Here is a 25,442-nt window from a genome sequence, read left to right on the forward strand (position 1 = left end):
TCCGGTCGATCCTGAGGCCGCTCCTCAGTCGGGATCGGAGGTGCCGTCTTGCCACAGCAGACGCAGCCGCCTGGCCATCTGTAGCGTCCAGCGGGGCAAGCCCAAGGACTCGGCCATTTGCACGAGTTGATTGGGCCGCAGGTAAGCGCCGTCGTTGCGGCAACTGCCGCGGTAGAGGAGGCGGGCGCTGCCGTCGGGGGCCAGGCCCTGAAACTCCAGGTAGTAGAGCAGGGGGCGAGCGTTGAAGCGACAGGGTTTGCCGGATTTGGTGGATTTTTCAATCCAAATTTCCCGCGCATCCAGGATCTGGGTAACCCAGGTCGGCCAGTCGGCTTCGGGCAACTCGCAGCTCACGCTGAGTTGATATTCGGCGGCGTAAACCGCTTCGGTAGCCGAGGGATCCCGCAGGCCGATCTCTTGAATGGCCTGGATGGGAATTTCGGGGGGCAGTTGCTCGGCCAGCAGGGCGCGCAGCTCCTCCGGGGTAAAGGGAGCCCCGGGGCGGGCCAGGAGTTCCAGATCGAGGATCTCCCCATAGCCTTCCTGGCCGATGGGCAGGGCGTTGGCGTTAGCCAGGCGGGGCATGGGGTGGTAACCGCCGCTAAAGGCCAGAGGCAGCCCCGCTCGCCGACAGGCCCGTTCCCACAGCCGCATCAGATCCAGGTGGCCCAGCCAGCGCAGATCCCCAGTTTTGCCGTAGGTGATGCGGAAGCGCTGGGCGGGCGGCTGCGGCTCCAGGGGATCTGGGGTGGGGGTGGGCCGGCTTTGCAGGGGTGGGACGGGCGGGGGCGGGATGACGATGTTGTGGCCAAAGCCGGGGCCGCAGATGCCGCAGGCGGAGCACTTCTCAAAGGAGCAGTCTTCCACCGTGATGGCTTCCAGGGCGCGGCGGTAGTCTTTCTGCAGCCATTTTTTGTCGATGCCGGTATCGATGTGATCCCAGGGCAAGGGATCCTCCAGGCCCAATTCGCGCATGGGGAGATGGGCGCAGAGGGCAACCGGATCGGCGCTCGGATCCACCGCTTCGCCGCAGTAGGCCTTGACCCAGGCGGCATAGGCGGCGTCGATGTTTTCCCACCAGGCGTCCAGGCCGGCGCCGGCCCGCCAGGCCTGCTCGATCATGCGGCCCAGGGAGCGATCCCCCTTGCCAATAAAGTCTTCCAGGATGCTGAAGCGGATGTCGGTGAAGTGGGCTTTGACCCCCCGCAGCCGCCGCAGCTCCTTTTGCAGCAAGGCCTGCTTGCGCTGCACGTCGGCGTAGTCCACCCGGTGCCACTGGAAGGGGGTGTGGGGCTTGGGGACAAAGTTGGAGACCGTGAGGGTAAACTCCACCTTCTTGTGACCCAAGGCCGCACATTCTCGCTGCAGCATCTCAACCGTGCGGGCAATCCCAATGACATCGGCGTCAGTCTCTCCCGGCAGGCCGATCATGAAATAGAGCTTGATCTTGTCCCAGCCCTCCTGGACGGCGGTGCGAATGCCGCGAATGAGGTCAACATCGCTAAGACCCTTGTTGATGATGTCCCGCAGCCGTTGCGTGCCGGCTTCTGGGGCAAAGGTCAGCCCCGAGCGGCGGGATCCCTTCATGATGGCGGCAATTTGCTCATCGAAGCGATCCACCCGCTGGCTGGGCAGCGAGAGGGCGACGTGCTCCCCCAGCAGGCGATTGTGCAGCTCGGCCCCCACCGCCGGCAGGGAGAGGTAGTCGGAGCAACTGAGGGAAGAAAGGGAAAATTCGCTGTAGCCGGTTTTGCGCAGGCCCTGCACCACCGCCTCCACCACCGCTTGCGGATCCACATCGCGAGCCGGGCGGGTGAGCATGCCGGGTTGGCAAAAGCGACAGCCGCGGGTACAGCCGCGCCGCACTTCCATGACCAGGCGGTCGTGGACGGTTGCCACCAGCGGTACTAGGCCAATGGAGTACTGCGGTTGGGGCAGGGCCACGCGGCGGCGGATGCGCTCCGGCACGCCGGGCACGATGGGGCGGGGCGGGATCCCCTCGTAAAACTGGGGCACATACACCCCCGGCACCTGGGCCAGCTCCAAGAGCACCTCGCGGCGGGGCTTGGCTAGAGATTGAGCCAGCACCTGGCCGATCTCCGGCAGCACCTCTTCCCCATCCCCGAAGACAAAGAAATCGAAAAAGTCGGCAAAGGGCTCTGGGTTGGAGGTGGCGGTGGGCCCGCCGGCAAAGATCAGGGGACACTCTTGCGGGGTAAAGGGCTGGCGCTCCCACCATTTGAGGGGGATCCCGGCCAGATCCAGCATCTCTAAGATGTTGGTGCCCCCCAGCTCGTAGGCCAGGCTGAAGCCGATGATGTGGAAAGCGCGCAAGGGGCGGCGCGATTCTACGGCAAACAGCGGGATCTGCAACTGCCGCATCCGGGCCGCCAGATCCGGTCCCGGCAGGTAGGTGCGGTCGCACAACTGGTCTGGCTGGGCGTTGAGGATGTTGTAGAGGATGAGGTGGCCCAGGTTGGAGGCCCCCACCTCGTACAGCTCCGGGTAGCTCAGCACCCACCGCACCCGCCCCGACTCCCAGGGGCGGTGGGCGGCGCCGAACTCTTTCCCCAGGTAGCGGGCTGGCCGCTGGATCTCAGGCGTGAGCAGGCGATCCAGATCGATCGGGCCTAGATGGGCTTGCGTGGCAGCCAGAGAGAGCATGAGGATCCGAGCAAGAAGTGAACGCAGCTACTGATCTGACTCTAGCCGAACTTTCCCGGCAACCCAAACCCAAGACGGGGGTGGCGAGACCGTTCCATCTCCCCTCTCCCGGAGGGAGAGGGGTTGGGGGTGAGGGCGCACATCACTCCGGCAGCCGCTGCAAGGCTAGCGCCAACTGTTCGTACTCAGCCAGGTGGTTGTAGACCTGGGCCGAGATGCGCACCCAAAGCTGCCCGGCAAAGGGAAGGATGGGAACCTCGATGCGGTGCACCTGCCAGAGGTAGTCGTGCAGGCGGCGGGCCCGCTCCGCCAAAGGCAGCTCCGGGATCCACTGTTGCCAGAAGGGTGGCAGGGGCAGGGTGGCCATAAAGCCCAGCATCCGCTCCGGGGCAGGTGGGATCCCTTCCAATTGTTCCAAGAGCACCTGCCGCGCCTGCAGCAGCAGCGTGTGGTTGTGCTGGCGCAGCCTCTCCACCCCCAGCTCCTGGATAAAGGCCAGGGCTGCCGAGATGGCCAGCCAGGCGCTGGGATCGCGGGTGCCCACCCAGTCGAACTCGGCTGTGAACCCTTGCCCGTAGCCGTGGGAGATGGCCAGGGGATGGGTTTGGGCCTGGCGGTGGGGGGCCACCCACAGGAAGGCACAGCCCTTGGGGGCAAACAGCCACTTGTGGGCGTTGCCGGTGTACCAATCGGCTCCTAAGCTTTCCAACTCCAACGGGAGAACCCCCGGCGCATGGGCCCCGTCCACCAAGACTGGGATCCCGCGCTCTCGACAGAGGCCAATCAGCTCCGCCAAGGGGTAGACCAGAGCCGTGGGCGAGGTGAGGTGATCCAGCACCGCCAGCCGAGTCTGGGGGGTGAGAATGGCCGCAAACGCCGCCAAAACCTGCTCCGGCCCCGCAATCGGAAAGGGAACCTGGGCTTCCGCCAGCACCGCCCCCCAGCGTTCACAGACATAGCGCAACGCCTGGCGGACGGCCCCATAGCTGTGGCTGGTGTAGGCGATCTGATCCCCTGGCCGAAACGACAGCGAGCGCAGCACGGCATTGACGCCGCCGGTGGCATTTTCCACAAACACAAGGTTTTCAGGCTCAGCCCCAACAAACTGGGCCAGCTCTGCCGCCGCCGCCCGCAAAGCCCGCGGCAGCTCTTCCCCCATAAACTGTACCGGCTGGGCCTCTAGGCGCTCTTGCCAGGCTCGCTGGGCCTGCAGCACCGTTTTCGGGGTCGCGCCGTAGGAGCCGTGATTCAAAAAAATAGCCTGCGGATCCAGCCCCCACAACGAGCGGTCGCAAAGCGGTTTATCGACTGCCATGGGTTTGCCTTGGAAATAAGACCTGGCAAGCATGACCCAAAAAAGAAGAAAAAGAAATTGCTGGGATCTACAAAAACGAGATTGCCAGGCAGCGAGAAGATGTCAACCCCGATCCCAGACAGCAGCAAAGCTTTGGTCAGGTAGCGGAACTTGCAGGTTCCCGGAGAAGGTTGCTCTGAGTGGCCTTAGGAGCCGTCCTTGGATTCGGGGCCAAGATCCGCGATGGGAGCAATTTTGCTCAGCTTAATTTTGGGGTTGCTGCTGATAAATTGCTGCAAGGTCCACTCGTTTTTAAAGAGGAGAACCGGCCTATCTTGAATGTCTTTGACAATGAGGGTGTTAAACAGGCTGGGGAAATTCTGGAGGACTTCCCAGCCGTTTTCTACCCAGCGGGCCAGGGTGTAGGGCAGCATCTCCAGTCGGGTTTCAACATTGTATTCGTGTTCCAGGCGGTACTGCAGCACCTCAAACTGCAACTGGCCCACTGCCGCCACGATCGGATCCCGTTTCGACTCGTCGAGGGAATACATAATCTGCACCGCCCCTTCTTCCCGCAGCTCCGCCACCCCCTTCTGGAACTGTTTAAACTTGGAGGGGTTGGGATTTTTCAGATAGGCAAATAGCTCCGGCGAAAAGCTGGGGATCCCGGCGTAGCGCAACCTCGGGCCGGTGTAGATGGTATCCCCAATCCTGAAGATGCCGGGGTTGTTGAGGCCGATGACATCGCCAGGATAGGCTTCATCGATGGAGATGCGCTCTTGGGCGAACAATTTTTGGGGATAGGAGAGACGGATGGGGCGATTGAGGCGGGCATGGTTGACCACCATGTCCTTCTCGAACTTACCGGAGCAGATGCGTACAAAAGCAATGCGATCCCGGTGGCGGGGATCCATATTGGCCTGCAGCTTAAAGACAAAGCCGGTGAACTCAGGATGTTCGGGTGGGATCAGCCCTGCCGTGCTCTCGTGGGGCATTGGCGGCAGGGAGTACTCGATAAACGCATTGAGAAACAGCTCCACCCCAAAGTTGGTCATGGCGCTGCCGAAAAAGACGGGGGTTTGCTGGCCAGCATGAACCTGTTTGAGATCCAAGCTGGGCATGAGGCCATCCAATAACTCCAGCTCTTCTTTAAATTGGTAATAGAGATCCTTTTCAATCAGTTCTTCAATTTGCGGATCCCCGAGTTTAACGACGGTATCTTTGACCCGCAGCCGCCCCCCCGAGACTCGCTCAAAGAAGTGAAACTCCTGAGTCCGCCGGTCAAACAAAGCTGTGAAGCGCTCCCCTGAGCCAATCGGCCAGGTTACAGGATAGGGCTTGAGGCCCAGCTCCGTCTCGATTTCGTCCATCAGCTCGAGGGGATCCCGGCTGGGGCGATCCATCTTGTTGATGAAGGTAAAGATCGGCAACTTCCGCAGTTGACAGACTTCAAACAGCTTGCGGGTCTGGGGTTCTAGCCCTTTGCCGGCGTCTTCTAGCATCACAGCGTTATCAGCCGCCGCCAGGGTGCGGTAGGTGTCTTCGCTGAAGTCTTGGTGGCCGGGAGTATCGAGCAAGTTGAGGCGAATGTTGCGGTAGTCAAACTGCAACACAGTCGAGGTAATGGAAATGCCCCGTTGTCTTTCCAGCTCCATCCAGTCGGAGGTAACCCGCTTTTGGGCGCGACGGGCCTTCACCGCCCCTGCTTCTTGAATCGCCCCCCCGTACAACAGCAGCTTTTCCGTAAGGGTGGTCTTCCCGGCATCGGGGTGGGAAATAATGGCGAAGGTGCGCCGTTGCTGGATAGCTTTGGCCAAATCCACTGCTTTCATAAGAAGTAAGTGCCCCAATCAAAACCCGCTCGTCTCACAGCGCGCTGACGCTATGCGACCCTTAAAAAATAGCGATGGCACTCCCCTTGCTGCCCTGCTGCTGCTTCGCAGACGATGGAGAGCTTTAGCGAGGAGTAGAAAAGAGAGAGGCTGGGATGGCCGTCCGCTAGCGGGGGAGGGAGCACAGGTTGAAAAGCCGGGGAAGAGCACTAACCTACTCTGACCGTAGCACAGGACGTGGTTCTGCCGTTGCCTGGCACTCTAGGACAGAGATCCTTTGGAGCGGAATTCCCACCGAGCGGATCGGGATCAACGGGTCTCGTTCAACAGTTGCTTAGCAGTTGCTCAATGGTGGCGATGGTGAAGTTTTGGCTGACCACCAGCCGTTCCACGCGAATGCGGTGGGCCTGCAGCAGGCACTCTTGTTGCAATGCTTTGGGCAGTTGCTCCCAATGGTCCAGCAGGACTGCCAGCAAGATCTCGCCCGGCAAGAGGGATCCCAGCTTTTCCACACTCTCGGCAGACCATTTGAGGGTAAAGCCAGCGGGCAATTTTTTGGGAGACTTTTGGGTGGGAGCCATCTTAGCGCTCCCTCAGCATCGCCTCGAGGACTTCACGGTAGGCCTGAGCCAAGAGTCTTCTCCTGCCTCTGCCAGGCACCAGCCCCTGCTGTTGGTTTGCTGCGCCACCGTTTTGTAGAGAAGTCTCGGCCAGCCCTTGTCTTCAGCCCTCCTCCTGCCCCCTCAGAGGGAAGACAGGAAGCGGTGCAGCCGTTCCAGTCCTTTTTCAAGCGTGGCGCGGTCGGCGGCATAGGAGAGGCGGATGTAGGACTCTGCCCCGAAGGCCACCCCCGGCACGGCGGCCACGTGATGTTCTTTGAGCAGCCGTTGGCAAAACTCTACCGAACCCAAGCCGGTTTGGCCGATGTTGACAAACACATAAAATGCGCCCTCCGGCTCCGGGAAAGTCACCCCCGGCAAGGTGCGGATCCCTTGCACCATCAGATCCCGTCGCTGCCAGAATTCTTGGCGCATCTTCTCCACCGCTGCCGCCGAGAGGGGGCTGGTGAGAGCCTCCAGGGCGCCGTACTGGGCAAAGGTGCAGACGTTGGAGGTGCTGTGGCTTTGCAGGCTGATGGCCGCCTCGATGATGGGCTTAGGGCCCGCCAAGTAGCCAATCCGCCAGCCGGTCATGGCATAGGCTTTGGCGAAGCCGCTGCTGAGGATCAGTCGCGGCATCAAGTCAGGGCAAAGGGATCCCAGGCTGATGTGGCGGGCTTGGCCGTAAACCAGCTTTTCGTAGATCTCATCGCAGACCACATAGAGATGGGGAACCGAGAGGATCACCTCTGCCAAAGCTGCCAGCTCCTGCCGGTGATAGACAGCGCCGGTGGGGTTGGCCGGCGAGTTGAGGATGAGCAACTTGCTGCGGGGGGTGAGGGCCTGGCGCAGTTGGTCGGCGGTGAGCTTGAACCCCTGGCCCTCTTGCGTCTCCACCCGCACCACCTTGGCCCCGGCCAGAGCCACCATCTCGGGATAGCTAACCCAGTAGGGGACGGGCAGGATCACCTCGTCGCCGGGATCCAGGAGCACCATGGCCAGGTTAAACAGGGTTTGCTTGCCGCCGTTGCTAATCAGGATCTGGTCGGGGCTGTAGTCCAAGCCGTTTTCTCGGCGCAATTTGTCTGCCACCGCCTGGCGCAGGGTGGGGATCCCGGCAGTGGGGCCGTAGCGGGTTTTGCCCTCTTCCAGGGCGCGGATGGCGGCAGCCCGAATGTGCTCAGGGGTGTCGAAGTCCGGCTCGCCAGCGCTCAGGATACAGACATCCAGACCCTCTGCCCGCATGGCCTTGGCCAGAGCCGAAATCGACAGCGTTGCGGAAGGAGAGAGACGAGCAACCCGTTGGGACAAGCCGGCAGCAGACACCATCAGTTGGGGATCTGGGGTAGCAGGTTGGGTTAGTTTTAGGCAGTTAGGCCACCGCTGTCAAGAGGCGGCTGCCATCCACCAGCAGCAGCTTATGACCCTCCCGCTCCGCCAACAGATCCCAAAACTCGCCGGCGACGGCCCCCGGCAAGAACCCTTCCAGACGCAGCTGCAGGGGGGGGAATTGCTTGTTCCCCTGGGGCTTGCGCCGCACCGTCACCCAGATGAAGCCGTCGTGGGGCTCGACGATGCCGCGAATGTTAAAGCCCTCCTCTACATCCTCGGGGGCAGGCAGAAAGGGCTCGTCCAGATCTGGATCTTGCTCCTCCTCCGGCAAGGCCAGGATGCGGATAACGCTCAGGCCCAAAGTGCCGCCCGACCGCGGCTGGGGCTGCACGTAGTACCAGTAGGTGTGGCCGCTCTCGATGCAATAGGTGAAAGGGCGCAGCAGCTCCGCGCGGCCAGGGGTGGCCGGATACTCTACGCCATCGGCGGCAACCAGCGTCGCCTGAGCATAAGTCTGCGGGATCGATTTTAGGGATCCCTTGATCAAGCCCAGGGCGCGGAACTGGTAGGGGTAGGCAGGAGGGGGCAGTGGGTTCATCAGGAACAGGGGTAGAAGCTATGGGGGTAGGGTCTACAAGTTTATCCCATGGCGGTAGTCACCTTAGAGGTATAGGCGGCTGCTAATCCAGCAAAAATTGCACCCACTTCGGCGGCGGCGGCAGCGGACAGCGGAAATGCTCCATCACCAGAGCTGCCACCAAATGCACCGTGAAGACGTAGACCAGGGAGTTAAAGGCGATAAACCCTGCCACCACCACCTGAACCATCCAGGGTTCTGCCACCCAGTACACGCCCAGCCTGGCCAGAGACACATCCAGCAGCCAGTTGGTCAAGCCGGTGAGTTGGATGGTGACGTAAGTCCAGAGGTTTTCCCCCACCAACAGCGAGGAGAGCAGCAACTGGAAAACGAGGCCGAAAGCGCTGAGGGCAGCGCCGCTGGCCACCGAGACATACCAGGAAAGGCGCCGCCGCCATAGGCGGGCACACCAGTAGCCCAGCAGGCCGTAGGGAATGACGTAGAGAATGCTGCGCGTGGGCCCCATCAGCACCGTCAGCAACAGAGCAGAGACCGCCAGCGCCATCGCCCCGGTGCGGGGATCCCAGCGCATCACCGCCAGCGCCACCGGAATGGGGAAAAACAGACGCATAAACGGGGCCAGCGGCGTGTAGCTCAAGATCCAGATCAAAGCAGCAGTGCTGGCTAAGAAAGCTGTCTCCACCACCCTTAGAGCCGGAGAGCGGGGAGGTGGCGGGGGCAAGGGAGGAAAATCCTGCTGCACAGGAGGCTGAGGGGACGCAGGCACAGCGAGAAAAAGAAAAGAAAACTGTTCCCAGCTTAGGTCAGCGGTTGTGGAGTTGGTTGCAGTTGGGGAGCAAGGGCTCGGCTACTTGACCTTGCCGCTCCGCAAGACTTACACAACGCTAAACAAAAACGAACTTTTGTCCAGCGTCGTTGCTTCCTTTCTACTTCCACGACCCATACCTCGTTGGTTGCCCAACCCCCCCTTAGTCCCCCCGTATACGGGGGGATGTAGGGGGGCAGAGGAGTCTTCACAGGCGTAACTTCCCGTCGTTCGCGGCAGCGGGCCGTAGGCCTTGAACACAGTTGGCTGGAAGGGAAGAACCTGTTCACCACAACCAACTGACAGCTCTAGAGCTTGCACTTGTACTCTAGCTGTCGCCGAAACTCATAGAACCCACAGTCAGCAATGCTGCCTACCAACTTGTGGTTCTTGAGCATCCCTGAAACGTAAGGACGCCGTCCCGCTGACGCGAACAGTTTTTCTCAGCAAAACCCTGACTGACTAGAGGCAGACCCGACCTCCCCCTGTGGCAGAGCTCTGGATCCTCTTCCCATCCCAGCCCACCTGCCAAACTTGGCCCGCTACTGCCACCTCATCCCCCAGGCGTAACTTGCGCCCTCGCCGGGTTTCCACCTCGCCGTTGACCCGCACCTGCCCCGCCTGGATGAGCTGCTTGGCCTGCCCGCCGGTGGGCACAACTCCCGTCAGCTTGAGAAATTGATCCAGTTTGATAAGGGGATCCCCTGCTGGAGGAGCTTGGGAAGGGGGAAGAGTCTCGGCCATAACCTCACCGTTCTGGCTTGGATGTTGGCTGATCCAACTTTTTAAGATCCAACTTTTTAATTTTGACGCTGCTGCTCTGCCGGGATGGGCGATCCCCTAGGGCTACGGGCTATCGGCAGCAGCCGAAGCGGTGGGCTCGCCTTCGGCAGACCAAAACTCATAGGCAGCCTGGGAGAGTTTGGCGATTAGCTCTTCGGCTTTGGGATCGTTGGGAGTTTCCCGCTTTACCCACACTGCTGCCACGTAGCGTCGCCCGTTGGGCAAATCGAGTATGCCGGCATCTCCCACCACCGACCTGAGAGTTCCCGTCTTGTGGGCAATGCGCACCTCTTGGCCCAAGTTGGGGCGAAAATAGGAGGGCCGCTGCGTGCGCCAGAGGATGTCCAAAAAGCGGTCGCGGCTGCGGCGGCTGAGCATTCGCCCCTGCTCCACCTGGCTGAGCAGCCAGACCATGTCGCGCGGGCTGCTGGTGTTGGTGCCCTCCAAATCCGGCAGCCACCAGGAAATTTGCGTGTGCTGCAGCCCCCACTGGCGAAACTTTTGGTTGAGGGCTTCCCGACCGCCGAGGCGATCGATGATGAGGTTGGCGGCGAAGTTGTCGCTGATGGTGCTCATGAGGGTAGCTGCCTCCAGAGCAGAGACCCGGGATCCGAGGGGACGGGTCTGCAATACGCCAGCTCCCCCGCCCCTGAGGTCTTCTCTCAAAGTCAGCCTCTCGTCCAGCCGCACCTGACCCGTTTCCACTGCCTGCAAAAAAGCCAGGAGAATCGGGATCTTGATGACGCTGGCGGCAGGAAAAACCTGATCCGGCCTCACCCCGGCAAAGGCGCCGCTTTCCACCTCCCAGAACAGGGCTCCTGCTGTCAGGCCCGGCTGATCGGCCAGAGCAGCCAAGCGCTCCTGCAAAGCGGGGATTTCCTGTCCTCTTAACAGGTCTGTGGGCAAGGTGGAGGGGAGCTCCTGCATCGCATCCTGTTCTGGCCGGGCAGGAGTGGTCGATTGCAGCAGTTGCGATAGGCCAGCCATCGTCAGGCCCAACATCAGGCTGAGGCCCAGGCCTCGCAGCAACACCTCCAACAGGGCCGGAGACCGCCTCAGGCAGCGAGGCTGGGCAGCTCGTTGGCGCATCCGGGCAATGGCTCTTTGGCGAGAGAGGCGCAGCGGTTGGGGGCGGGAAGCCAAGAGGGATCCCTCGGCAGCCGGAGCAGGCAGCAAGTGGCGAGAAGGGGAGGCAGCCTGAGTGAAGCGGCGCTGACGACGCACCGGATCCCGAGACCTTTCTCGAGCTAAGCTGCTGCCTTTCCCCTCCCCTGTCCTCGCCATAAGAACGACTGCCCCAACGAAGGTCTTGATGACCGATATCGCGACAATTTTACTGAACTTGCGCCGGCGAGCCCGGTTCAATTAAACCCACAGATCGGCGAACCTGGCCTGGGAAAGTTTGGCGAGGGAGAGCTTTGGAGCTTGGCCATCTCCGGCCCTCCACCCCTCCTGAGTCGGCAGTCGGGCTGCTTCGACCTCTTGGGAAGCCCCTCGAGAAGAAGATCGCGGAGAAACAGGGGCAACTCCTCAGGCAATCGCGACCTTGTTCTCCGAGGGTGAATCCGAAGCTCGGCCTGCTCCGTACTTGAGGTGGCTTGTTCTCCGACCGAGGAGCTTTTTCCATATTGTTGACGCTTTTGCTGGATTCGGCCTTGCGGCCTCGTTTTGTCTTCAAAACTTTTTGGGGCGTCTGCCTAGCTGCTGACTTGTTTCTCAGCGGCTGCGGGAGCAGCAACTCGGCGACCCCTGCGCCGGGAGCTGTAGTCTCTACGGCTACCTTGACCCTATCTCCTGCTGCCGAAGTACCGCCGGTAGCGGTGCCCAGCTCCGCCAGCGGCAGTGCTGTGGTCACTTTAAACCAAACCGCCCGTACCCTATCTGTTGAGCAGGTCTCCAGCTTCTTGGCCGGGGCCTACTACCTCAACATCCATACGCAAGCCAATCCTGCCGGCGAGTTGCGGGCCCAGGTGGTTTTCCCTCGCTAAACCTGAGAGGCGACTTCTCAGCCGCCTAGGCGGCGCGGAGCCCTGGGAGGGCACCTTTTATACCTGCTGGGCCGGGTGGACTGTCTCTTGCAGGGCCCCGCCGTCGGCAGGTTGTCTAAATAGCAGGGAAGTTGGCTGCCCAAGCCTCTGCCTGGGCGGCTCCTGTGCTCTAACTTTTGCGACCAGCGGAGGCGGTAGGGCTTGCCCGACGGGGATCCCTCTTTGGGGGGCGGCTCGGATCCGGGCCAAATTGGCTATCCTAGAGATGAGGGGGTTGGTCGATAACGGAGTTTCCCCATCGCGACACGTATCCCAAGTGAGATCCTCGACACCCCAAAGCCGAAGCTGGTGGGAGGCAACAATGGCTGACTACAACCGCGGCATTATGAGGTTCAAGGGGGCGGATAGCCCAATTGTGGTTCTGATCTCGGCCAGCATTGTGGCGGGGGTGGTCTCGGCCCTGATCTGGTGGGCGTTGCACTTCGCTTACGCGGCTTGAGATCCCAGGTTCCTTCTCGACGGACTGGAAGAGAGTCCGAGGTTGCGGTTGCTGGCGAGCAGTCGCTAGGTTGGAGCAGCGCAGTTTTGCAGCGCCTGCGGCAGTCCTTGCAGCGTTGGTACTGCCAGCAGGGTCGAGATCTGCCCTGGCGACGCACGCGGGATCCCTATGCCATTTGGGTGGCGGAGGTGATGCTGCAACAGACCCAGGTGGCAACCGTGATCCCCTACTTTCAGCGCTGGATGGAGGCTCTGCCCGGGATCCCAGAGTTGGCGACGGCTCCGCAGCAACAAGTGCTGAAACTGTGGGAAGGGCTGGGCTACTACCGGCGGGCGCTGAATCTGCACAGAGCTGCTCAAATCCTGATGCAGGAACACGGGGGCCAGTTTCCCAGGAATCTGGAGCAGGTGCTGGCGCTGCCGGGGATCGGGCGCACCACCGCTGGCGGCATTCTCAGCGCCGCCTTTGACCTGCCCCTGCCGATTTTGGAGGGCAACGTCAAGCGGGTGTTGGCCCGCCTGGTGGCTTTGCCCCAGCCGCCGGCCCGTTGTCTGCCCCTGTTGTGGCGGCTTTCGCAGCAGTTGCTGGATCCCGAGCAGCCGCGCACCTTTAACCAGGCCCTGATGGACTTGGGCGCGACCATCTGCCGGCCCCGGCAGCCTCGCTGTGGCCAATGTCCTTGGCAGGCCGATTGCGCTGCCTACAATCGAGGTCAACAGCAACACCTGCCTATGTCTGAGCCCCGTCCCTCGCGCCCTCACAAACAGATCGCGGTGGCCATCGTTTTGCGAGGGAAAGAGATCCTCATCGATCGGCGGCTGGAAAGCTCCATGCTCAGCGGCCTGTGGGAGTTCCCCGGCGGCAAAATCGAGCCGGGAGAAACCCCTGCGGAGTGTGTGGTGCGGGAGGTGAAAGAAGAAATCGGCATCGACATTGAGGTGGTGGCTCCGCTGGCCACCATCGAACATGCCTACACCCATTTCACCATCACCCTTATTGCTTTTATCTGCCGCTATTTGCGCGGAGAAGCTCAAGCCCTGCAATGCAGCGAAGTGCGCTGGGTCGAGCCGGCGGAGCTGTCGCAATTTCCCTTTCCGGCAGCCAACCAAAAGCTATTTCCCTACCTGTACGCTTGGCTGGAAGCGCGAGGGCATCTCTTATAATCCGCCAAACTGCTTAAATCCCTCCGGCTTTGCTCGCACAAGACATCCGATAGGATGATAGGTGTCCTGCTGAGGTGAGGCACGGATATGCTTGTCACTCTGGAAAAAGCTGGGGAGATTCTTGCCAAAGGATCCCATACGGCGATTACGACAACAGACGGCAAGATCGCGCTGGTGCCAAAAGGAAAAGAGAACCTTAAGCTGACGGCCGCCGAAGCCATTAACTTGATGTTCTACGTCGTCCGCTCTGCCGACCCCCCAGAAGCAGTGATGGCACAACTGCAAGAGGCCGTTGCCAAGGCGCAAGCCCCTGATCCCGCCGAAGAACGCGCCAGAAGATATCGAGAAATCCGCGGAACTTAGCAGAAGCCGGTCGAGTCGGTTGCTCCAGGGCTCTCTGGACTAACTCGAGTTCCAGAATCAGAGGCTGGCAGGGCTGAGGGGAACCAATTTCCCGTCCGTAGTCAACCCCAGCAGCATCGGCTCCTGTGGCTGGATGGCCTGGCCAGTGAGGGCGCAACGCTGGGGCCGCTGAGCCGTGGCGGGGAAACTGGCCTGAATATCCTCGGCGGTGAGGGTGGCAGCCTCTTGAGAGTGGCGCAAGACATAGCCCCAGAGAATTTCGCGGATCAAGGCCTGGTAGCCCTGGCCGCCGGCCAACGCCTTCAGTCGTTGCTTCAGTTCCCGCTCCAGACGAATGCTGGTCACCTCCATCTCGGTGGTGGGAGTGCGAGGGTGGGCGTGGGCATGCATGCAGGGATCCTCTCCAAAGGCTTATACTACTCCTGTAGCACAAGGTGAGCACTGAGAGCATTCTAGGTGTAGAGATTTTGCCGCAGGTTTTATGGTTGAGCCGATCCCACCTCGTCGCCGCGCCTTAGAGCACCTGCTGAACCGGTTGGGGTTCAAGGATCCCGCCTGGCTGGAGCAACTGCGCTGGGATCTGTTGGATCAAGCTTTGATTCACCCTTCTCTGGATGGCCAGCGCAACAACGACCGGCTGGAGTTCTTAGGGGATTCTGTCCTGCGCATTTTGGCCACTGAGTTCTTGTTCCAGTCCTATCCCCACTTGTCGGTGGGAGAGCTGACCGCAGTTCGCTCGGATCTGATCAGCGATGCCCACCTGGCGGAACTGGCGGATCTGCATGGCCTAGAGCGCTACCTTGAGGTGGGATCCAGCTCCCAAAACGACCTGGCCGGACGGGAGCGGCGCTTAGCCGATGCTTTTGAGGCGGTGTTGGGATCCCTATACCTGAGCTGGGGCATGCACACCCTGGCCCGGCTGCATCCTTGGCTGGATCCCTACTTTCGCCAACGGGTGGAGCAGTGGTTCCAGGATCCCACTCGGCGCAACCCGAAAGCCGCGCTGCAGGAACTGACCCAACGCCTATGGGGCACCTTGCCGGAATATCGTCTGGTGGCTGCCCGGGAACACCCGCCGCACTTCACCATGGAAGTTTGGGGCCACGGCCAATGTTGGGGCCGCGGCGAGGGGCGCTCCAAAAAGGCGGCAGAAATGGCCGCTGCGGCCCAAGCCTACGGGCACTTGCAGTCGCAGGAAATAAGGTAGGCGCCACTACGAGGCGCTCCATGGGTGGCAACCGCTGTGGTAGCCGGCCTCTGCTTCCGGCACCGCCAGCCCGCTTCTACGGGGAGTTCTCGCCTCATCTCGCCTGCAACTGCAAGCTGGGATCTGCATTGCCCAGCTTTTTGGGGGTTAGGCTGACAAGGGGGCAGAGCAGCGGCAGCCTGAGAGAGATGAGAGCGTTGAACCTAAGCTAGACCTAGCCAACGGTGCAACAAGAGTATGGATCCAAAATTGGAACAGCGCGCCCGCGAGCTGCGCGCTCTGCTGCAGAAGGCCAGCATTGCCTACTACGTCCACGATGCCCCCATTCTGGAAGACAGCGTTTACGACCGCCTCTACCGCGAGCTGCAGGAGCTGGAGCGGGCCTACCCCGAGCTCATCACCCCCGACAGCCCCACCCAGCGGGTGGGGGAAAAGCCCGCCGAGCAGTTCCCCACCGTTTCCCACCGCATCCCCCTCTACAGTCTGGAAAACGCCTTCAACCTGGAAGAGCTAAAGGAATGGCAAGAGCGCCTGTGGCGGGTTCTGGGGCGCACCCCTGAGGAAGGGGAGCTGGAATATGTGTGCGAGCTGAAAATTGACGGCGCTGCCCTGGCTCTTACCTATGTGGATGGGCTGCTGCAGCGGGGGGCCACCCGCGGCGATGGACAGTCAGGTGAGGACATTACCCCCAATATCCGCGCCATCCCTTCTATTCCCCTGCGCTTGGCAACCGCCGCTCCCCCGCCGGTCCTGGAGGTGCGAGGAGAGGCCTATCTCCCCATTGCTGAGTTCGAGCGCATCAACCGGGAGCGATGCTCCGCCGGGGATCCCCCCTTTGCCAACCCGCGCAACTGCGCCGCCGGCACCTTGCGCCAGTTGGATAGCCGCGTGGTTGCCGCCCGCAAGCTCAGCTTCTTCGCCTATGCCCTCCACTGGCCGGAGGGGTGGCCAAGCGGGGATCCCCCCCAAACCCAGTGGGAGTGTCTGCAGCGGCTAAAAGACCTGGGATTGCCCGTCAATCCTCTGTCCCAGGTGTGCCGGGGCCTCGAGGAGGTGGTCCAGTTCTACGAGCGGTGGCGGCAGGCCCAGCTTCCCTATGCCTGTGACGGTGTGGTAGTGAAGCTCAACTCCCTGCGGCTGCAAGAGGAGGCCGGCTTTACGCAAAAATTCCCCCGCTGGGCCATTGCCCTCAAATACCCTGCCCAGGAAGTCCCCACCCGCATTCGCGCCATCGTGGCCAGCGTAGGCCGCACCGGAGCCGTCACGCCGGTGGCGGAGCTGGAGCCGGTTCTTCTGGCGGGCACCACCGTCAGCCGCGCCAGCCTGCACAATGCCGATCGCCTGGAAGAGCTGGATGTCCACATCGGCGACACCGCCATCGTGCGCAAGGCCGGGGAGATCATCCCTGAGGTGGTGGGGATCCTCAAGGAGCTGCGCCCCCCCGATGCCGTTCCCTACCGCCTGCCCAGCCACTGTCCCGAGTGCGGCACCCTTTTGGTTCGCCCTGCCGGCGAGGCGATAACCCGCTGCCCCAACCCAGCTTGTCCGGCCAAGATCAGGGGGCAACTGCAGCACTGGGCCAGCCGCGACGCCATGGATATCGAGGGCCTGGGGGAAAAGCGGGTGGCCCAGTTAGTAGAAAAGCTGGGGGTGCGCACCGTGGCCGATCTCTACCGCCTCACCCCGGAACACTTGGAGAGCCTGGAGGGGATGGGATCCCGTTCCAGCCAGAAGCTGGTGCAGGCCATCCAGCGCTCCCGTCAACAGCCCTGGGAGCGCGTGCTCTACGGGCTGGGGATCCCCCATGTGGGGGTGGTGACCGCCCAGATTTTGGCCCAGCATTTCCCCGCCCCAGAACTCTTGGCCCAGGCCAGGGCTGAAGACATCGCCCAAATCTACGGGATAGGGGCGGAAATTGCCGAGGCGGTGGTGGCCTGGTTTGCCGATCCCGCCCACCAGAAGTTGCTGCAGGAGCTGCGGGAGCTGGGGATCCCTGCCCTGCCCCGGCAAGCGGCCCCTGCCGTCTCCCAGGTTCTGGCTGGGAAGAAGTTTGTCATCACCGGCACCCTGCCTACTCTCTCCCGCCAGCAGGCCAAGGCTTGGATTGAAAGCCGCGGCGGCAAAGTGACCGCCAGCGTCAGCCGCCAAACCGACTATGTGGTGGTAGGGTCGGATCCCGGCTCCAAACTCAAGCAGGCCCAGGCTTTGGGGATCCCTCTCCTGAGCGAGGCGGAGCTGCTGGCGTTGGATCCGAAGTGATCTCCATCCTTGACGAGAAAAAATTTGGGAAGGCCGGCTTGTCCTCGCCCTGGCGATGGTTTATCATGCGATTCTGTGAGGAGTGGACGCCAGAGGGGGAAGAGGACGAAACACGGACAGTCCCTTCCCCTTTTTGGTGCTCAAGATCTACCCTGGTTCCGCTCCAGAGGGTATCCAACCGAACCAAAAAGCCCACTTGCTTCCGACGACCGTCTTTGCCAGAGTTAGGAACATTCCACTATCATGAGAGTAGCGGAGACGCATGTTTCCGTTCACTCCTCACACCATCCGCCGCTCGACGTCGAGTCGGGCGGTTTTCTTATCAACTTTCTATCCAATCGCCGCAGAGCTATCCTCTACAGCCGGCTTAGGAAGCCCACAAGCTGGAAGGAAGTGCTAGACTAGTAGGTCAGTAAGTTCTGTCCCTTCAGTATTCCTACGCCTCTGCGGCCGCGCCCCACGTTTAAGCAGCACCAGAGCGTCCTGTCTTTCCTGGAATTCGCCGAACACAATAGCCAAGAGCAAACAGCAACGAGGATCCCATGGCCAAGCATGACTCCCACCTGAGATGCTCCTTCTGTAATAAGTCCCAGGATCAAGTGCGTAAGTTGATTGCGGGGCCGGGGGTCTACATCTGCGACGAGTGTGTGGAGCTGTGCAACGAGATTTTGGAGGAGGAACTCTACGACGGCAATACCCCACCTGCCACAGCCCCTGCTGCCAGCCGTCGCGAAACCCCTAGAAAATCCTCTCGCAGCTTGCCTTCTCTGGCACAGTTGCCTAAGCCGCGCGAGATCATGCGCTACCTTGACCAGTACGTGATTGGCCAAGAGAAGGCCAAGAAGGTTCTGTCGGTGGCGGTTTACAACCACTACAAGCGGCTGGCTGCTAAGGCCAACCCCAACAGCCTCGGAGCTGCGGAGCTGGATGAGGTGGAACTGCAAAAGTCCAACATTTTGGTCATTGGCCCCACCGGCTCCGGCAAAACCCTGCTGGCCGAAACCCTGGCCCGCATGTTGGATGTGCCCTTTGCCGTTGCCGATGCCACTACCCTCACCGAAGCCGGCTACGTCGGCGAAGATGTGGAAAACATCCTGTTGCGCCTGCTGCAGGTGGCGGACATGGATGTGGAAGAAGCCCAGCGCGGCATCATCTACATCGACGAAATCGACAAAATTGCCCGCAAGAGCGAAAACCCTTCCATTACCCGCGACGTTTCCGGCGAAGGGGTGCAGCAGGCTTTGTTGAAGATGCTGGAGGGAACTATTGCCAACGTGCCTCCGCAGGGAGGGCGCAAGCACCCCTACCAAGACTGCATTCAAATCGACACTTCCAACATTCTCTTCATCTGTGGGGGCGCTTTTGTCGGCCTGGAGAAGGTGATCGAGCAGCGCATTGGCAAAAAGTCGATGGGCTTTATCAAGCCAGGGGAGCAGCTAGCAGTTACCCGTGAGCAACGCCTGGCCGATGCCCTCAAGGCGCTGGAGCCGGAGGATTTGATCAAGTACGGCATGATCCCAGAATTCATAGGGCGGCTGCCGGTGGTGGCTACCCTGGATCCCCTGGACGAGAAGGCCCTCGAGGCCATCTTGACGCAGCCTAAAAATGCCATCCTCAAGCAGGCCCAGAAGCTGTTGCGCATGGACGGGGTGGAGCTAGAGTTCGAGCCGGCTGCCATTTCTGCCATTGCCAAGGAAGCCTACCGTCGCAAAACGGGGGCGCGGGCGCTGCGGGCCATTGTGGAAGAGCTAATGCTGGACGTGATGTACGAGGTTCCCTCTCGCCGGGATATCAAATACGTGCGCATCACGGCCGAGATGGTGGAGCGCCGTTCCACGCACGAGCTGATCCCTCACCCTTCCACCCTGCCTAAACCTGAGTCTGCCTAGGGTCACAGCCCTGCTGGATCCCGCTGCGTCGGCATATGATCAGTGTTTGGTCTTGCAAGGAAGGGCAAGGGGGCGCATGGGGCGGGCGGATCGCGAGTATGCGGTGATCGGTCTGGGACGCTTCGGCACGAGCTTGGCCCTCACGCTGATGGAGCGAGGGCACAATGTTTTGGGGATCGACCGCAGCCGGGAGATTGTGCAGCGTCTGGCGGATCAGCTAACGCAGGTGGTGGCGCTGGATTCCAGCGATGAGGATGCCCTGCGGGCGGTGGATATTCTCTCCTTCGACACCGTGGTGGTGGCCATCGGCAGCGATTTCGAGAGCAATCTGTTGACGACGGTGGCCCTCAAGAGTTTGGGGGTGCGCAACGTGGTTTGCAAGGCTTCGACAGAGCGGCAACGCTCGATTCTCTTGCGGGTGGGAGCGGATCGGGTGGTGTTGCCGGAGCAGGAGGCGGGGCGACGTTTGGCTCAGGTGCTGACGGCACCAGGGATCCTAGATCAATTGGAGCTGGAGCCGGGTTACAGCATCACCGAGCTGGAGGTGCCGGAGGCGCTGGTGGGCCATACGCTGGCGGAGTCGGACTTGCGTCGCCGCTTCGGCATCACAGTTTTGGTGGTGAAGCGAAAACAATCGTTGGTGGTTTCTCCCCCGGCAGATTACCTGCTGGAGAAGGGGGATCTGCTGGTGGTGCTGGGGGCCAATACCAACATCTCGCGGCTGAACGAGATGTAACGGGGGATCCGATGAGAGAGGGCTGCGTCCCGCCGCCGCAACCCGAGGGGGCTGAGGGATGGGTGTCTCCCCGATCTTCAGGAACCCCTCGCCCGACGCTGCCTCAGTCCCCTTGGATCCCGGCCAGTCGCTTACACCGGCTCTTTTTTGGGGACAGGCGTCGCCCGCTGCCGCCGCCCCTGCGCCTGGTCGCGGGGTTGGGCCTGCTGGCGGTGGTGGGGACTTTGCTACTGATGCTGCCGGGAATTGGGCGCGGGGATCCCTTGAGCTGGAATGAGGCGCTGTTTACGGCCATGTCCGCCCTGAGCGTAACGGGTCTCTCGACGATTGTGGCGGCGGAGGATCTCACTTTGTTCGGCCAGATCGTGTTGCTGCTGTTGATCCAAATTGGCGGGGTCGGCTTCATGGTGCTGGCGGTGGTGGTCTTTCAACTGCTCGGGCGGCGCATTTCCCTGCTCAACCGCTTGGCGCTGTGCAACTCGCTGGGCCTGATCGATCCGGGGGCTATTCTCGAATTGACGCGGCGGGTGTTGATCGGGGTCACCCTGATTGAGCTGGGCGGAGCTTTGCTGCTCTGGGTGCACTGGCGGGATCTCTACGGGCCGGAGCGAGCAGTTTTTCTGGCGATTTTTCACGCGGTCTCGGCCTTTTGCAATGCGGGGTTTGATCTATTTGGCGCCGAAGGGATCCCTACGGATGGCCTGTCGCTGGCGATCTTGGCGGCTCTGATTTTTATCGGCGGCTTGGGCATCCCGGTTTTGTCGGATCTGCTAACTTGGCCCCGGGGCCACCGCCCCTCTCTGCACACCCGCATCACCCTGGTCGTGGTGGTGGTCTTGCTCTGCACGGGCGGACTGGGGATGTTCTTGGCCGAGAGCTTGCCCCAGGGATCCTTGCAGGAGGTAAGCTGGCCCCGCCGCTTGGGCCTGACATTTTTTCAGTCGGTTTCGGCCCGCACTGCTGGGTTTGCCGGGATCCCCATTGAGGATTTGACCCCGGCAAGTCAGTTGTTGCTGATGGCTCTCATGTTTATCGGGGCAGCTCCGGCTTCCATGGGGGGTGGCATCACCACCGGCACCTTGGCAGTGTTGGTGTTGGCCTTGTGGGGCTATGCCCGCGGTTTGCCCAGCGCCCAGATTGCGGGGCGCAGTTTGGATCCCTCGATGGTGCGCAAGGCAGCAGCGGTGTTGACCGTCTCTCTGTTCGTGGTGCTATTGGCAACTTGGCTGATCTTAATTACCCACCACCACAGCAGGCTGGATCCGGTGCTCTTCGAGGTCATCTCCGCTTTTGCTACCTGTGGCCTCTCGACGGGGTTCACGGGGGAGCTGAATTTGTTCGGCCAACTGATTATCGTTTTGGTGATGTTCTGGGGCCGGCTGGGGGCGTTAACCATTGTCCTGGCTTTGGCCCAGCAGCAACCGCGTCAGTTGGTGATCTACCCGGAAGAGCCAATTTTAATCGGGTAATCTCCTGACCAGAGGACAAGGAAATCCAAAGGGGGAGAGCAGAGGTTGGAGGTGGTTCCCCAGCTCACAGCCCCGCCGGGAAATCTCCAGCTTCCCTCGGAGGCAGCCCCGAGGTTTCCCCCAAGCGGCCTCCGCTAGACTGAGTAACAGGTAACCTCAGCTACACCCTCGTTGTCCCTTGCGTATTGGGAGCTTTCCGTGTCCAAGTTCCTCCTAATCGGTTCTACCGAACCTTTCAGCGGCAAGTCGGCGGCTGTCTTGGGTTTGGCCAAGCATCTGCAGCAACAAGGAGTGAAAATTACTTATGGGAAGCCGCTCGGATCTTGCGCCCGGGAGGATGGATCCCCGGAAGGGATAGACCCGGATATGCGCTTTGTAGCGGAGACGCTGCGGCTGACCCAGATGCCACCCATGCTTTTCCAGCTCGACGAAGAGGCGTTGCTGACCCATATCCAGCAGTCTCCGGGGGAGCCAGATCCCGCGCGCTCTGTCGCCCCTCTGCTGAAGTTTGCCACGGGATCCGCTGCGGATTTGATCCTGCTAGAGGGCCCGGCCGATCTCTACGAGGGCGAGTTGTTCGGCCTCTCCCTGGCCAAAATGGCCCAAGCCCTGGATGCTCAGGTACTGCTGATCAGCCGCTACCATTCCCCTTTGGCGGTCGATTCTCTTCTCTTTGCCCACCGCCAACTGGGATCCCATTTGGCCGGCGTGCTGCTCAACGATGTGCCACCCGACCAGATGGAGCCGGCAAAGACCATCGTTCGACCCTTTCTGGAGGCGCAAGGGATCCCGGTTTTGGGCATTTTGCCCTCCCACCGCATTTTGCGCAGCATCAGCGTTGGGGAGCTGGCGCGGCAACTGGAGGCCGAGGTGCTCTGCTGCCCGGATCGGATGGACTTGATGGTCGAAGACATCGCGGTGGGGGCGATGAACGTCAACTCCGCCTTGAAGTACTTCCGCAAGCTGGAGCACAAGGCGGTGATCACCGGCGGCGACCGCACCGATATTCAACTGGCCGCCCTGGAAACCTCCACCCTCTGCCTAATCTTGACCGGCAAGCTGCCTCTGGATCCCCGCATCCGGGCGCGGGCCGAAGAACTGGAAGTGCCGATCCTCTCCGTGGATCTGGATACCTTCACCACTATCAATCGCATCGAGCGGGTTTTCGGCCAGATCCGCCTGCACGAGGAGGTTAAGGTTCGCTGCATCCAGGAGTTAATGTCAGCAAACTTTGACTTTTCCCGCCTTTATGCCCATCTGGGCCTGACACAATCCCTAGCGTCGGCAGCAGGTGCATAAAAAAGTTATCTAGGGCTTCTCTACATCTAGCCCTTAGTAAGGCATATGTTCAGATGAGAAACACTATCTGTAACCAAGGGGGAACAGATTTTCTCTACCGTCCTGATTTCTAGTGTCTGGCGCTTGCTCCCGTTTGCAATGATTTCTGCAAGAAAACGCAGAGATCGTTTGCCATTTGCGGCTACCCACCGGCTTCAAGAGATATCATGCAAGTATTCATCACCTCAACACACCACTCCTCCCCCAGCTTTTCTGGGGGTTTTTATTCGCGCTGTTTGGCCAAATAACTCGGCTTCTGATGCCTCTACAGGCTTATGCTGCCGGTAGCGCGAAAAGATACTTTTCCAGCCACGACGGCGCCGACAGGCCCTCCAGGGGGTAGAATGCAGTTGCCGGTGTCGGCTAGGGATCCCATCATGGCCAAGAGCTTACGTCCGGGCAACCGCCAAGTAGCACCTCCCCCACGGCTGGCCGATTGCCCTCCTAGTGGCATTTTTACCGACGGGGGCTGTTCCCCCAATCCAGGGCCAGGGGGATGGGCGGTGGTGGTGGTTGAGGATGACCAGATTGTGGATGAGTTTTACGGAGGGGATCCCGCCAGCACCAACAACCGTATGGAATTGACCGGCCTCATTCGGGCTTTGCAATATTGTCGCGACACCCAGAGCAACAGCATAGACACCATCTACAGCGATTCCCACCTTTGCGTACAGACCTACAACGATTGGATGGAGCGCTGGGCAGCGCAGGGGTGGCGGCGGCGCACGGGGCCGGTGGAAAACTTGGATCTGGTGCAGGAGCTGTATCAACTCAAGCAGCAGTGCCCGCAGGTGCGGGTGGCCTGGATCCCGGCCCATCGGGGTCTGCGCTGGAACGAATATGTGGATGAGCTGGTCGCCCGCGCCCGACCCAAGTAGCTGATTTATTTCGATACTTCGGTGAAGGCCTGGGATCACAGACAGGGGCTAAGTCCATCGCCTATGCTCAAGAGGACGGCTCGTTGCAGGTGGGGTATGCAGGCCCAACTTTATCGTCGCTCTCGTCCGCTCTCCCTGACGTTGATGGCGGTGGGGAGCTCTTGGCTTTTGGGATCCTGTCAGCTCAGGGCACCCCAGGTGCAGTTGCCTGGCGATGTTCTGCCCGAGACGGCGCTGGTTCCCCAATCGGCACCTCTGGTGCTGGCCCTTTCTACCAAACCGGAAGAGTCGCTCCGCACCCACCCTGACCTTTTGGCCCGTTGGGAAAGCTGGACGGCAGAAGCTTGGGCCAGCACTGGCCAGGAGTTTTCTCGGGAAGAGATGCAAGCTTGGGCCGGGGATCACTTTACGCTGGCGGTGGTGATCCCCAATTTGGTGCCAGGGGCGGCGGAGCCGGTGCCTGGGATCCTGTGGGGAGCCAGCACCCGCAACGCCGATCTGTCCAGGCAATTTCTGGCCCAAGTGCGGCAACAGGCAGAGGCAGAAGGGGCCAACTTTGAGCAGCGCCAAGAGCAAGGAGTGACTCTCTACGTGCAAACCAACGGCAAGCCGGGCGAACGGTGGGTGACGGCGGAGTTTGGCAACCGCTTCGTGGCCCTGGCCAACGATCCCAAGGTGATGCAGCGGGCGATTGCTGTCTATCGCGGCGAGGCGGAGCCCATCAGCCGCGCCGAAGGTTTCCGCACCGCCGTGGGCGATCTCTACCAGAAGCCGGGCACCCTGGCTTTTGCCTACTTCAATTTCCAGGCCCTCCACGACGACCCCACATCCTTTAAAGATTGGATGCCGGATCTAGATCCGGAAGAGCTGGGATCCCTGCAGCCGCTGCGCTCTCTGGCCATGGCCGCCCACTGGCGGGAGCAGGGCCTGCAGATGCGCATGCTCACCCAACTGGATCCCCAAACCCCGCTGCTGGGCAAGTGGCAAACCGCCCGGGGCGAGCTGATCCGGCGGCTGCCCGGCAGTGCCCTGGCGGTGATCACCACCCAGCAGGTGGCCCAGCGCTGGCAAGCGGTTGTCTCTGAACTGGAAAAGGATCCCCAGGCCAAAGAGTTGCTGGATGAGCTGCGGGCCGAGTTCCGGGCCAATACCCGCCTGGATTTGGATCAAGACCTGATGGCTTGGCTGGACGGGGAGATGGCCCTGCTGGTGGCGCCCGATGCCCAGGCCCACCCCTTCTTGCAGGGCATGGGGGCGGCTTTGCTCGTCGAGAGCAGCCAAAAAGATAAGGCCAACGCAGCTCTGGCCCAGTTGGATCGGCTGGCCCAAGAGTCGGGCGCGCGAGTAACAGAAGCCGAGGGCCAGGTCACCTGGGCGGATCCCTTGTTTAAACGTCCGCTCTTGGTGCGGTCTTGGGAAGGCAACTACCTGATGGTTACCACCAGCACGGCGGCGCTGCAAACCCTTGCCCAACGCCAGGGCAATTGGATCCCTCAAACCGAGCCGCTGAAGACCCTCTACGAGCAGTTGCCCAAGCCCAACTACGGCTACTTTTTGCTCAACTGGCGCGGCATCCGCACAGTGCTAGAAGCCGCTTTGCCGGGTGGGCTGGCAAGCTTGGAGCCGGAGGCCCGCGAGCTACTGACCCGTATCGATGGGTTGGGGATCACCAGCTACCCCGTCGGAGATCACGCCCTTGGACTGGAGCTGCTGGTCACGGTGCCGCCCAAGCCACAGCCGTAAGAG

22 protein-coding genes are annotated in these 25,442 nt (G+C 61.2%); 12 read left to right on the top strand and 10 right to left on the bottom strand.

Going from position 1 to position 25,442, the window contains the following annotated elements; all coding sequences use genetic code 11:
- Positions 1–24: 24 nt before the first annotated feature.
- From NW855_RS07665 to NW855_RS07705, 9 genes are all read right to left on the bottom strand, one after another.
- On the bottom strand, positions 25–2,664 hold the full coding sequence (locus tag NW855_RS07665) for a TIGR03960 family B12-binding radical SAM protein (RefSeq protein ID WP_414346861.1): 2,640 nt from the start codon (positions 2,662–2,664) through the stop codon (positions 25–27).
- A 142-nt stretch (positions 2,665–2,806) separates the two neighbouring features.
- Positions 2,807–3,979, bottom strand: coding sequence for an aminotransferase class V-fold PLP-dependent enzyme (locus NW855_RS07670; protein WP_041438899.1), 1,173 nt, complete (start codon positions 3,977–3,979; stop codon positions 2,807–2,809).
- Between the two features lie 185 nt (positions 3,980–4,164).
- On the bottom strand, positions 4,165–5,790 hold the full coding sequence (locus NW855_RS07675) for a peptide chain release factor 3 (RefSeq protein WP_099812341.1): 1,626 nt from the start codon (positions 5,788–5,790) through the stop codon (positions 4,165–4,167).
- A gap of 323 nt (positions 5,791–6,113) precedes the next feature.
- Positions 6,114–6,371: a hypothetical protein gene (locus NW855_RS07680; RefSeq protein WP_011429706.1), complete on the bottom strand. Its 258-nt coding sequence runs from the start codon at positions 6,369–6,371 to the stop codon at positions 6,114–6,116.
- Positions 6,372–6,533: 162 nt separating this feature from the next.
- On the bottom strand, positions 6,534–7,718 hold the full coding sequence (locus NW855_RS07685; protein ID WP_011429705.1) for a pyridoxal phosphate-dependent aminotransferase: 1,185 nt from the start codon (positions 7,716–7,718) through the stop codon (positions 6,534–6,536).
- 43 nt (positions 7,719–7,761) lie between these two features.
- Positions 7,762–8,319 carry a hypothetical protein gene (locus tag NW855_RS07690; RefSeq protein WP_011429704.1) on the bottom strand — a complete coding sequence of 186 codons (558 nt, stop codon included), beginning with the start codon at positions 8,317–8,319 and terminating at the stop codon, positions 7,762–7,764.
- Positions 8,320–8,401: 82 nt separating this feature from the next.
- Positions 8,402–9,085: a DUF2232 domain-containing protein gene (locus NW855_RS07695; RefSeq protein ID WP_011429703.1), complete on the bottom strand. Its 684-nt coding sequence runs from the start codon at positions 9,083–9,085 to the stop codon at positions 8,402–8,404.
- 501 nt (positions 9,086–9,586) lie between these two features.
- Positions 9,587–9,868, bottom strand: coding sequence for an RNA-binding S4 domain-containing protein (locus NW855_RS07700; RefSeq protein WP_011429702.1), 282 nt, complete (start codon positions 9,866–9,868; stop codon positions 9,587–9,589).
- A gap of 102 nt (positions 9,869–9,970) precedes the next feature.
- Positions 9,971–11,191, bottom strand: a complete 1,221-nt coding sequence (locus NW855_RS07705; RefSeq protein ID WP_414508641.1) for a serine hydrolase — start codon at positions 11,189–11,191, stop codon at positions 9,971–9,973.
- A 344-nt stretch (positions 11,192–11,535) separates the two neighbouring features.
- Between NW855_RS07705 and NW855_RS07710 the strand changes: the two genes are divergently transcribed.
- The 4 genes from NW855_RS07710 to NW855_RS07725 all read left to right on the top strand — a co-directional run bounded on the left by NW855_RS07710 (position 11,536) and on the right by NW855_RS07725 (position 13,920).
- Entirely contained in the window at positions 11,536–11,895 is a 360-nt protein-coding gene (locus tag NW855_RS07710; protein WP_041438159.1) for a CHRD domain-containing protein, read from the top strand.
- Between the two features lie 361 nt (positions 11,896–12,256).
- Positions 12,257–12,394, top strand: a complete 138-nt coding sequence (locus tag NW855_RS07715) for a hypothetical protein (RefSeq protein ID WP_041438154.1) — start codon at positions 12,257–12,259, stop codon at positions 12,392–12,394.
- An 86-nt stretch (positions 12,395–12,480) separates the two neighbouring features.
- A complete protein-coding gene (gene mutY, locus NW855_RS07720) occupies positions 12,481–13,557 on the top strand; it encodes an A/G-specific adenine glycosylase (RefSeq protein ID WP_414346862.1) in 1,077 nt (358 codons plus the stop codon).
- A gap of 87 nt (positions 13,558–13,644) precedes the next feature.
- A complete protein-coding gene (locus NW855_RS07725; RefSeq protein WP_041438897.1) occupies positions 13,645–13,920 on the top strand; it encodes a hypothetical protein in 276 nt (91 codons plus the stop codon).
- 57 nt (positions 13,921–13,977) lie between these two features.
- Here the strand turns inward: NW855_RS07725 and NW855_RS07730 are convergent, their stop codons facing one another.
- Positions 13,978–14,310 carry a hypothetical protein gene (locus tag NW855_RS07730; RefSeq protein ID WP_011429695.1) on the bottom strand — a complete coding sequence of 111 codons (333 nt, stop codon included), beginning with the start codon at positions 14,308–14,310 and terminating at the stop codon, positions 13,978–13,980.
- Positions 14,311–14,401: 91 nt separating this feature from the next.
- Between NW855_RS07730 and rnc the strand changes: the two genes are divergently transcribed.
- From rnc to NW855_RS07770, 8 genes are all read left to right on the top strand, one after another.
- Positions 14,402–15,127 (top strand): ribonuclease III, encoded by a 726-nt coding sequence (gene rnc / locus NW855_RS07735; protein WP_011429694.1) that lies wholly within the window; start codon positions 14,402–14,404, stop codon positions 15,125–15,127.
- A gap of 237 nt (positions 15,128–15,364) precedes the next feature.
- Positions 15,365–17,386 (top strand): NAD-dependent DNA ligase LigA, encoded by a 2,022-nt coding sequence (gene ligA / locus NW855_RS07740; protein ID WP_011429693.1) that lies wholly within the window; start codon positions 15,365–15,367, stop codon positions 17,384–17,386.
- A 542-nt stretch (positions 17,387–17,928) separates the two neighbouring features.
- The gene (gene clpX / locus NW855_RS07745) at positions 17,929–19,275 is read left to right on the top strand and encodes an ATP-dependent protease ATP-binding subunit ClpX (protein ID WP_011429692.1); all 1,347 of its coding nucleotides are present in this window, start codon (positions 17,929–17,931) and stop codon (positions 19,273–19,275) included.
- 76 nt (positions 19,276–19,351) lie between these two features.
- Positions 19,352–20,011 (top strand): potassium channel family protein, encoded by a 660-nt coding sequence (locus tag NW855_RS07750; RefSeq protein WP_011429691.1) that lies wholly within the window; start codon positions 19,352–19,354, stop codon positions 20,009–20,011.
- 62 nt (positions 20,012–20,073) lie between these two features.
- Entirely contained in the window at positions 20,074–21,480 is a 1,407-nt protein-coding gene (locus NW855_RS07755) for a TrkH family potassium uptake protein (protein WP_414508642.1), read from the top strand.
- 198 nt (positions 21,481–21,678) lie between these two features.
- Positions 21,679–22,779: a phosphotransacetylase family protein gene (locus NW855_RS07760; RefSeq protein WP_099835615.1), complete on the top strand. Its 1,101-nt coding sequence runs from the start codon at positions 21,679–21,681 to the stop codon at positions 22,777–22,779.
- 416 nt (positions 22,780–23,195) lie between these two features.
- On the top strand, positions 23,196–23,696 hold the full coding sequence (locus NW855_RS07765) for a ribonuclease H family protein (RefSeq protein ID WP_011429688.1): 501 nt from the start codon (positions 23,196–23,198) through the stop codon (positions 23,694–23,696).
- Between the two features lie 96 nt (positions 23,697–23,792).
- On the top strand, positions 23,793–25,439 hold the full coding sequence (locus NW855_RS07770; protein ID WP_414402352.1) for a DUF3352 domain-containing protein: 1,647 nt from the start codon (positions 23,793–23,795) through the stop codon (positions 25,437–25,439).
- The last annotated feature ends 3 nt before the right edge of the window (positions 25,440–25,442 follow it).

It is taken from the genome of Synechococcus sp. RC10B2 (genome assembly GCF_047502635.1).

What these genes read in the sequence shown, in the direction of transcription:
- NW855_RS07725 (WP_041438897.1), top strand. Translation starts at nt 13,645, where the DNA reads ATGCTTGTCACTCTGGAAAAAGCTGGGGAGATTCTTGCCAAAGGATCC.
- NW855_RS07685 (WP_011429705.1), bottom strand. Translation starts at nt 7,718, where the DNA reads ATGGTGTCTGCTGCCGGCTTGTCCCAACGGGTTGCTCGTCTCTCTCCT.
- NW855_RS07715 (WP_041438154.1), top strand. Translation starts at nt 12,257, where the DNA reads ATGGCTGACTACAACCGCGGCATTATGAGGTTCAAGGGGGCGGATAGC.
- ligA (WP_011429693.1), top strand. Translation starts at nt 15,365, where the DNA reads ATGGATCCAAAATTGGAACAGCGCGCCCGCGAGCTGCGCGCTCTGCTG.
- NW855_RS07670 (WP_041438899.1), bottom strand. Translation starts at nt 3,979, where the DNA reads ATGGCAGTCGATAAACCGCTTTGCGACCGCTCGTTGTGGGGGCTGGAT.
- NW855_RS07665 (WP_414346861.1), bottom strand. Translation starts at nt 2,664, where the DNA reads ATGCTCTCTCTGGCTGCCACGCAAGCCCATCTAGGCCCGATCGATCTG.
- NW855_RS07705 (WP_414508641.1), bottom strand. Translation starts at nt 11,191, where the DNA reads ATGGCGAGGACAGGGGAGGGGAAAGGCAGCAGCTTAGCTCGAGAAAGG.
- NW855_RS07750 (WP_011429691.1), top strand. Translation starts at nt 19,352, where the DNA reads ATGGGGCGGGCGGATCGCGAGTATGCGGTGATCGGTCTGGGACGCTTC.
- NW855_RS07700 (WP_011429702.1), bottom strand. Translation starts at nt 9,868, where the DNA reads ATGGCCGAGACTCTTCCCCCTTCCCAAGCTCCTCCAGCAGGGGATCCC.
- rnc (WP_011429694.1), top strand. Translation starts at nt 14,402, where the DNA reads ATGGTTGAGCCGATCCCACCTCGTCGCCGCGCCTTAGAGCACCTGCTG.
- NW855_RS07765 (WP_011429688.1), top strand. Translation starts at nt 23,196, where the DNA reads ATGGCCAAGAGCTTACGTCCGGGCAACCGCCAAGTAGCACCTCCCCCA.
- NW855_RS07770 (WP_414402352.1), top strand. Translation starts at nt 23,793, where the DNA reads ATGCAGGCCCAACTTTATCGTCGCTCTCGTCCGCTCTCCCTGACGTTG.
- clpX (WP_011429692.1), top strand. Translation starts at nt 17,929, where the DNA reads ATGGCCAAGCATGACTCCCACCTGAGATGCTCCTTCTGTAATAAGTCC.
- NW855_RS07690 (WP_011429704.1), bottom strand. Translation starts at nt 8,319, where the DNA reads ATGAACCCACTGCCCCCTCCTGCCTACCCCTACCAGTTCCGCGCCCTG.
- NW855_RS07680 (WP_011429706.1), bottom strand. Translation starts at nt 6,371, where the DNA reads ATGGCTCCCACCCAAAAGTCTCCCAAAAAATTGCCCGCTGGCTTTACC.
- NW855_RS07730 (WP_011429695.1), bottom strand. Translation starts at nt 14,310, where the DNA reads ATGCATGCCCACGCCCACCCTCGCACTCCCACCACCGAGATGGAGGTG.
- NW855_RS07675 (WP_099812341.1), bottom strand. Translation starts at nt 5,790, where the DNA reads ATGAAAGCAGTGGATTTGGCCAAAGCTATCCAGCAACGGCGCACCTTC.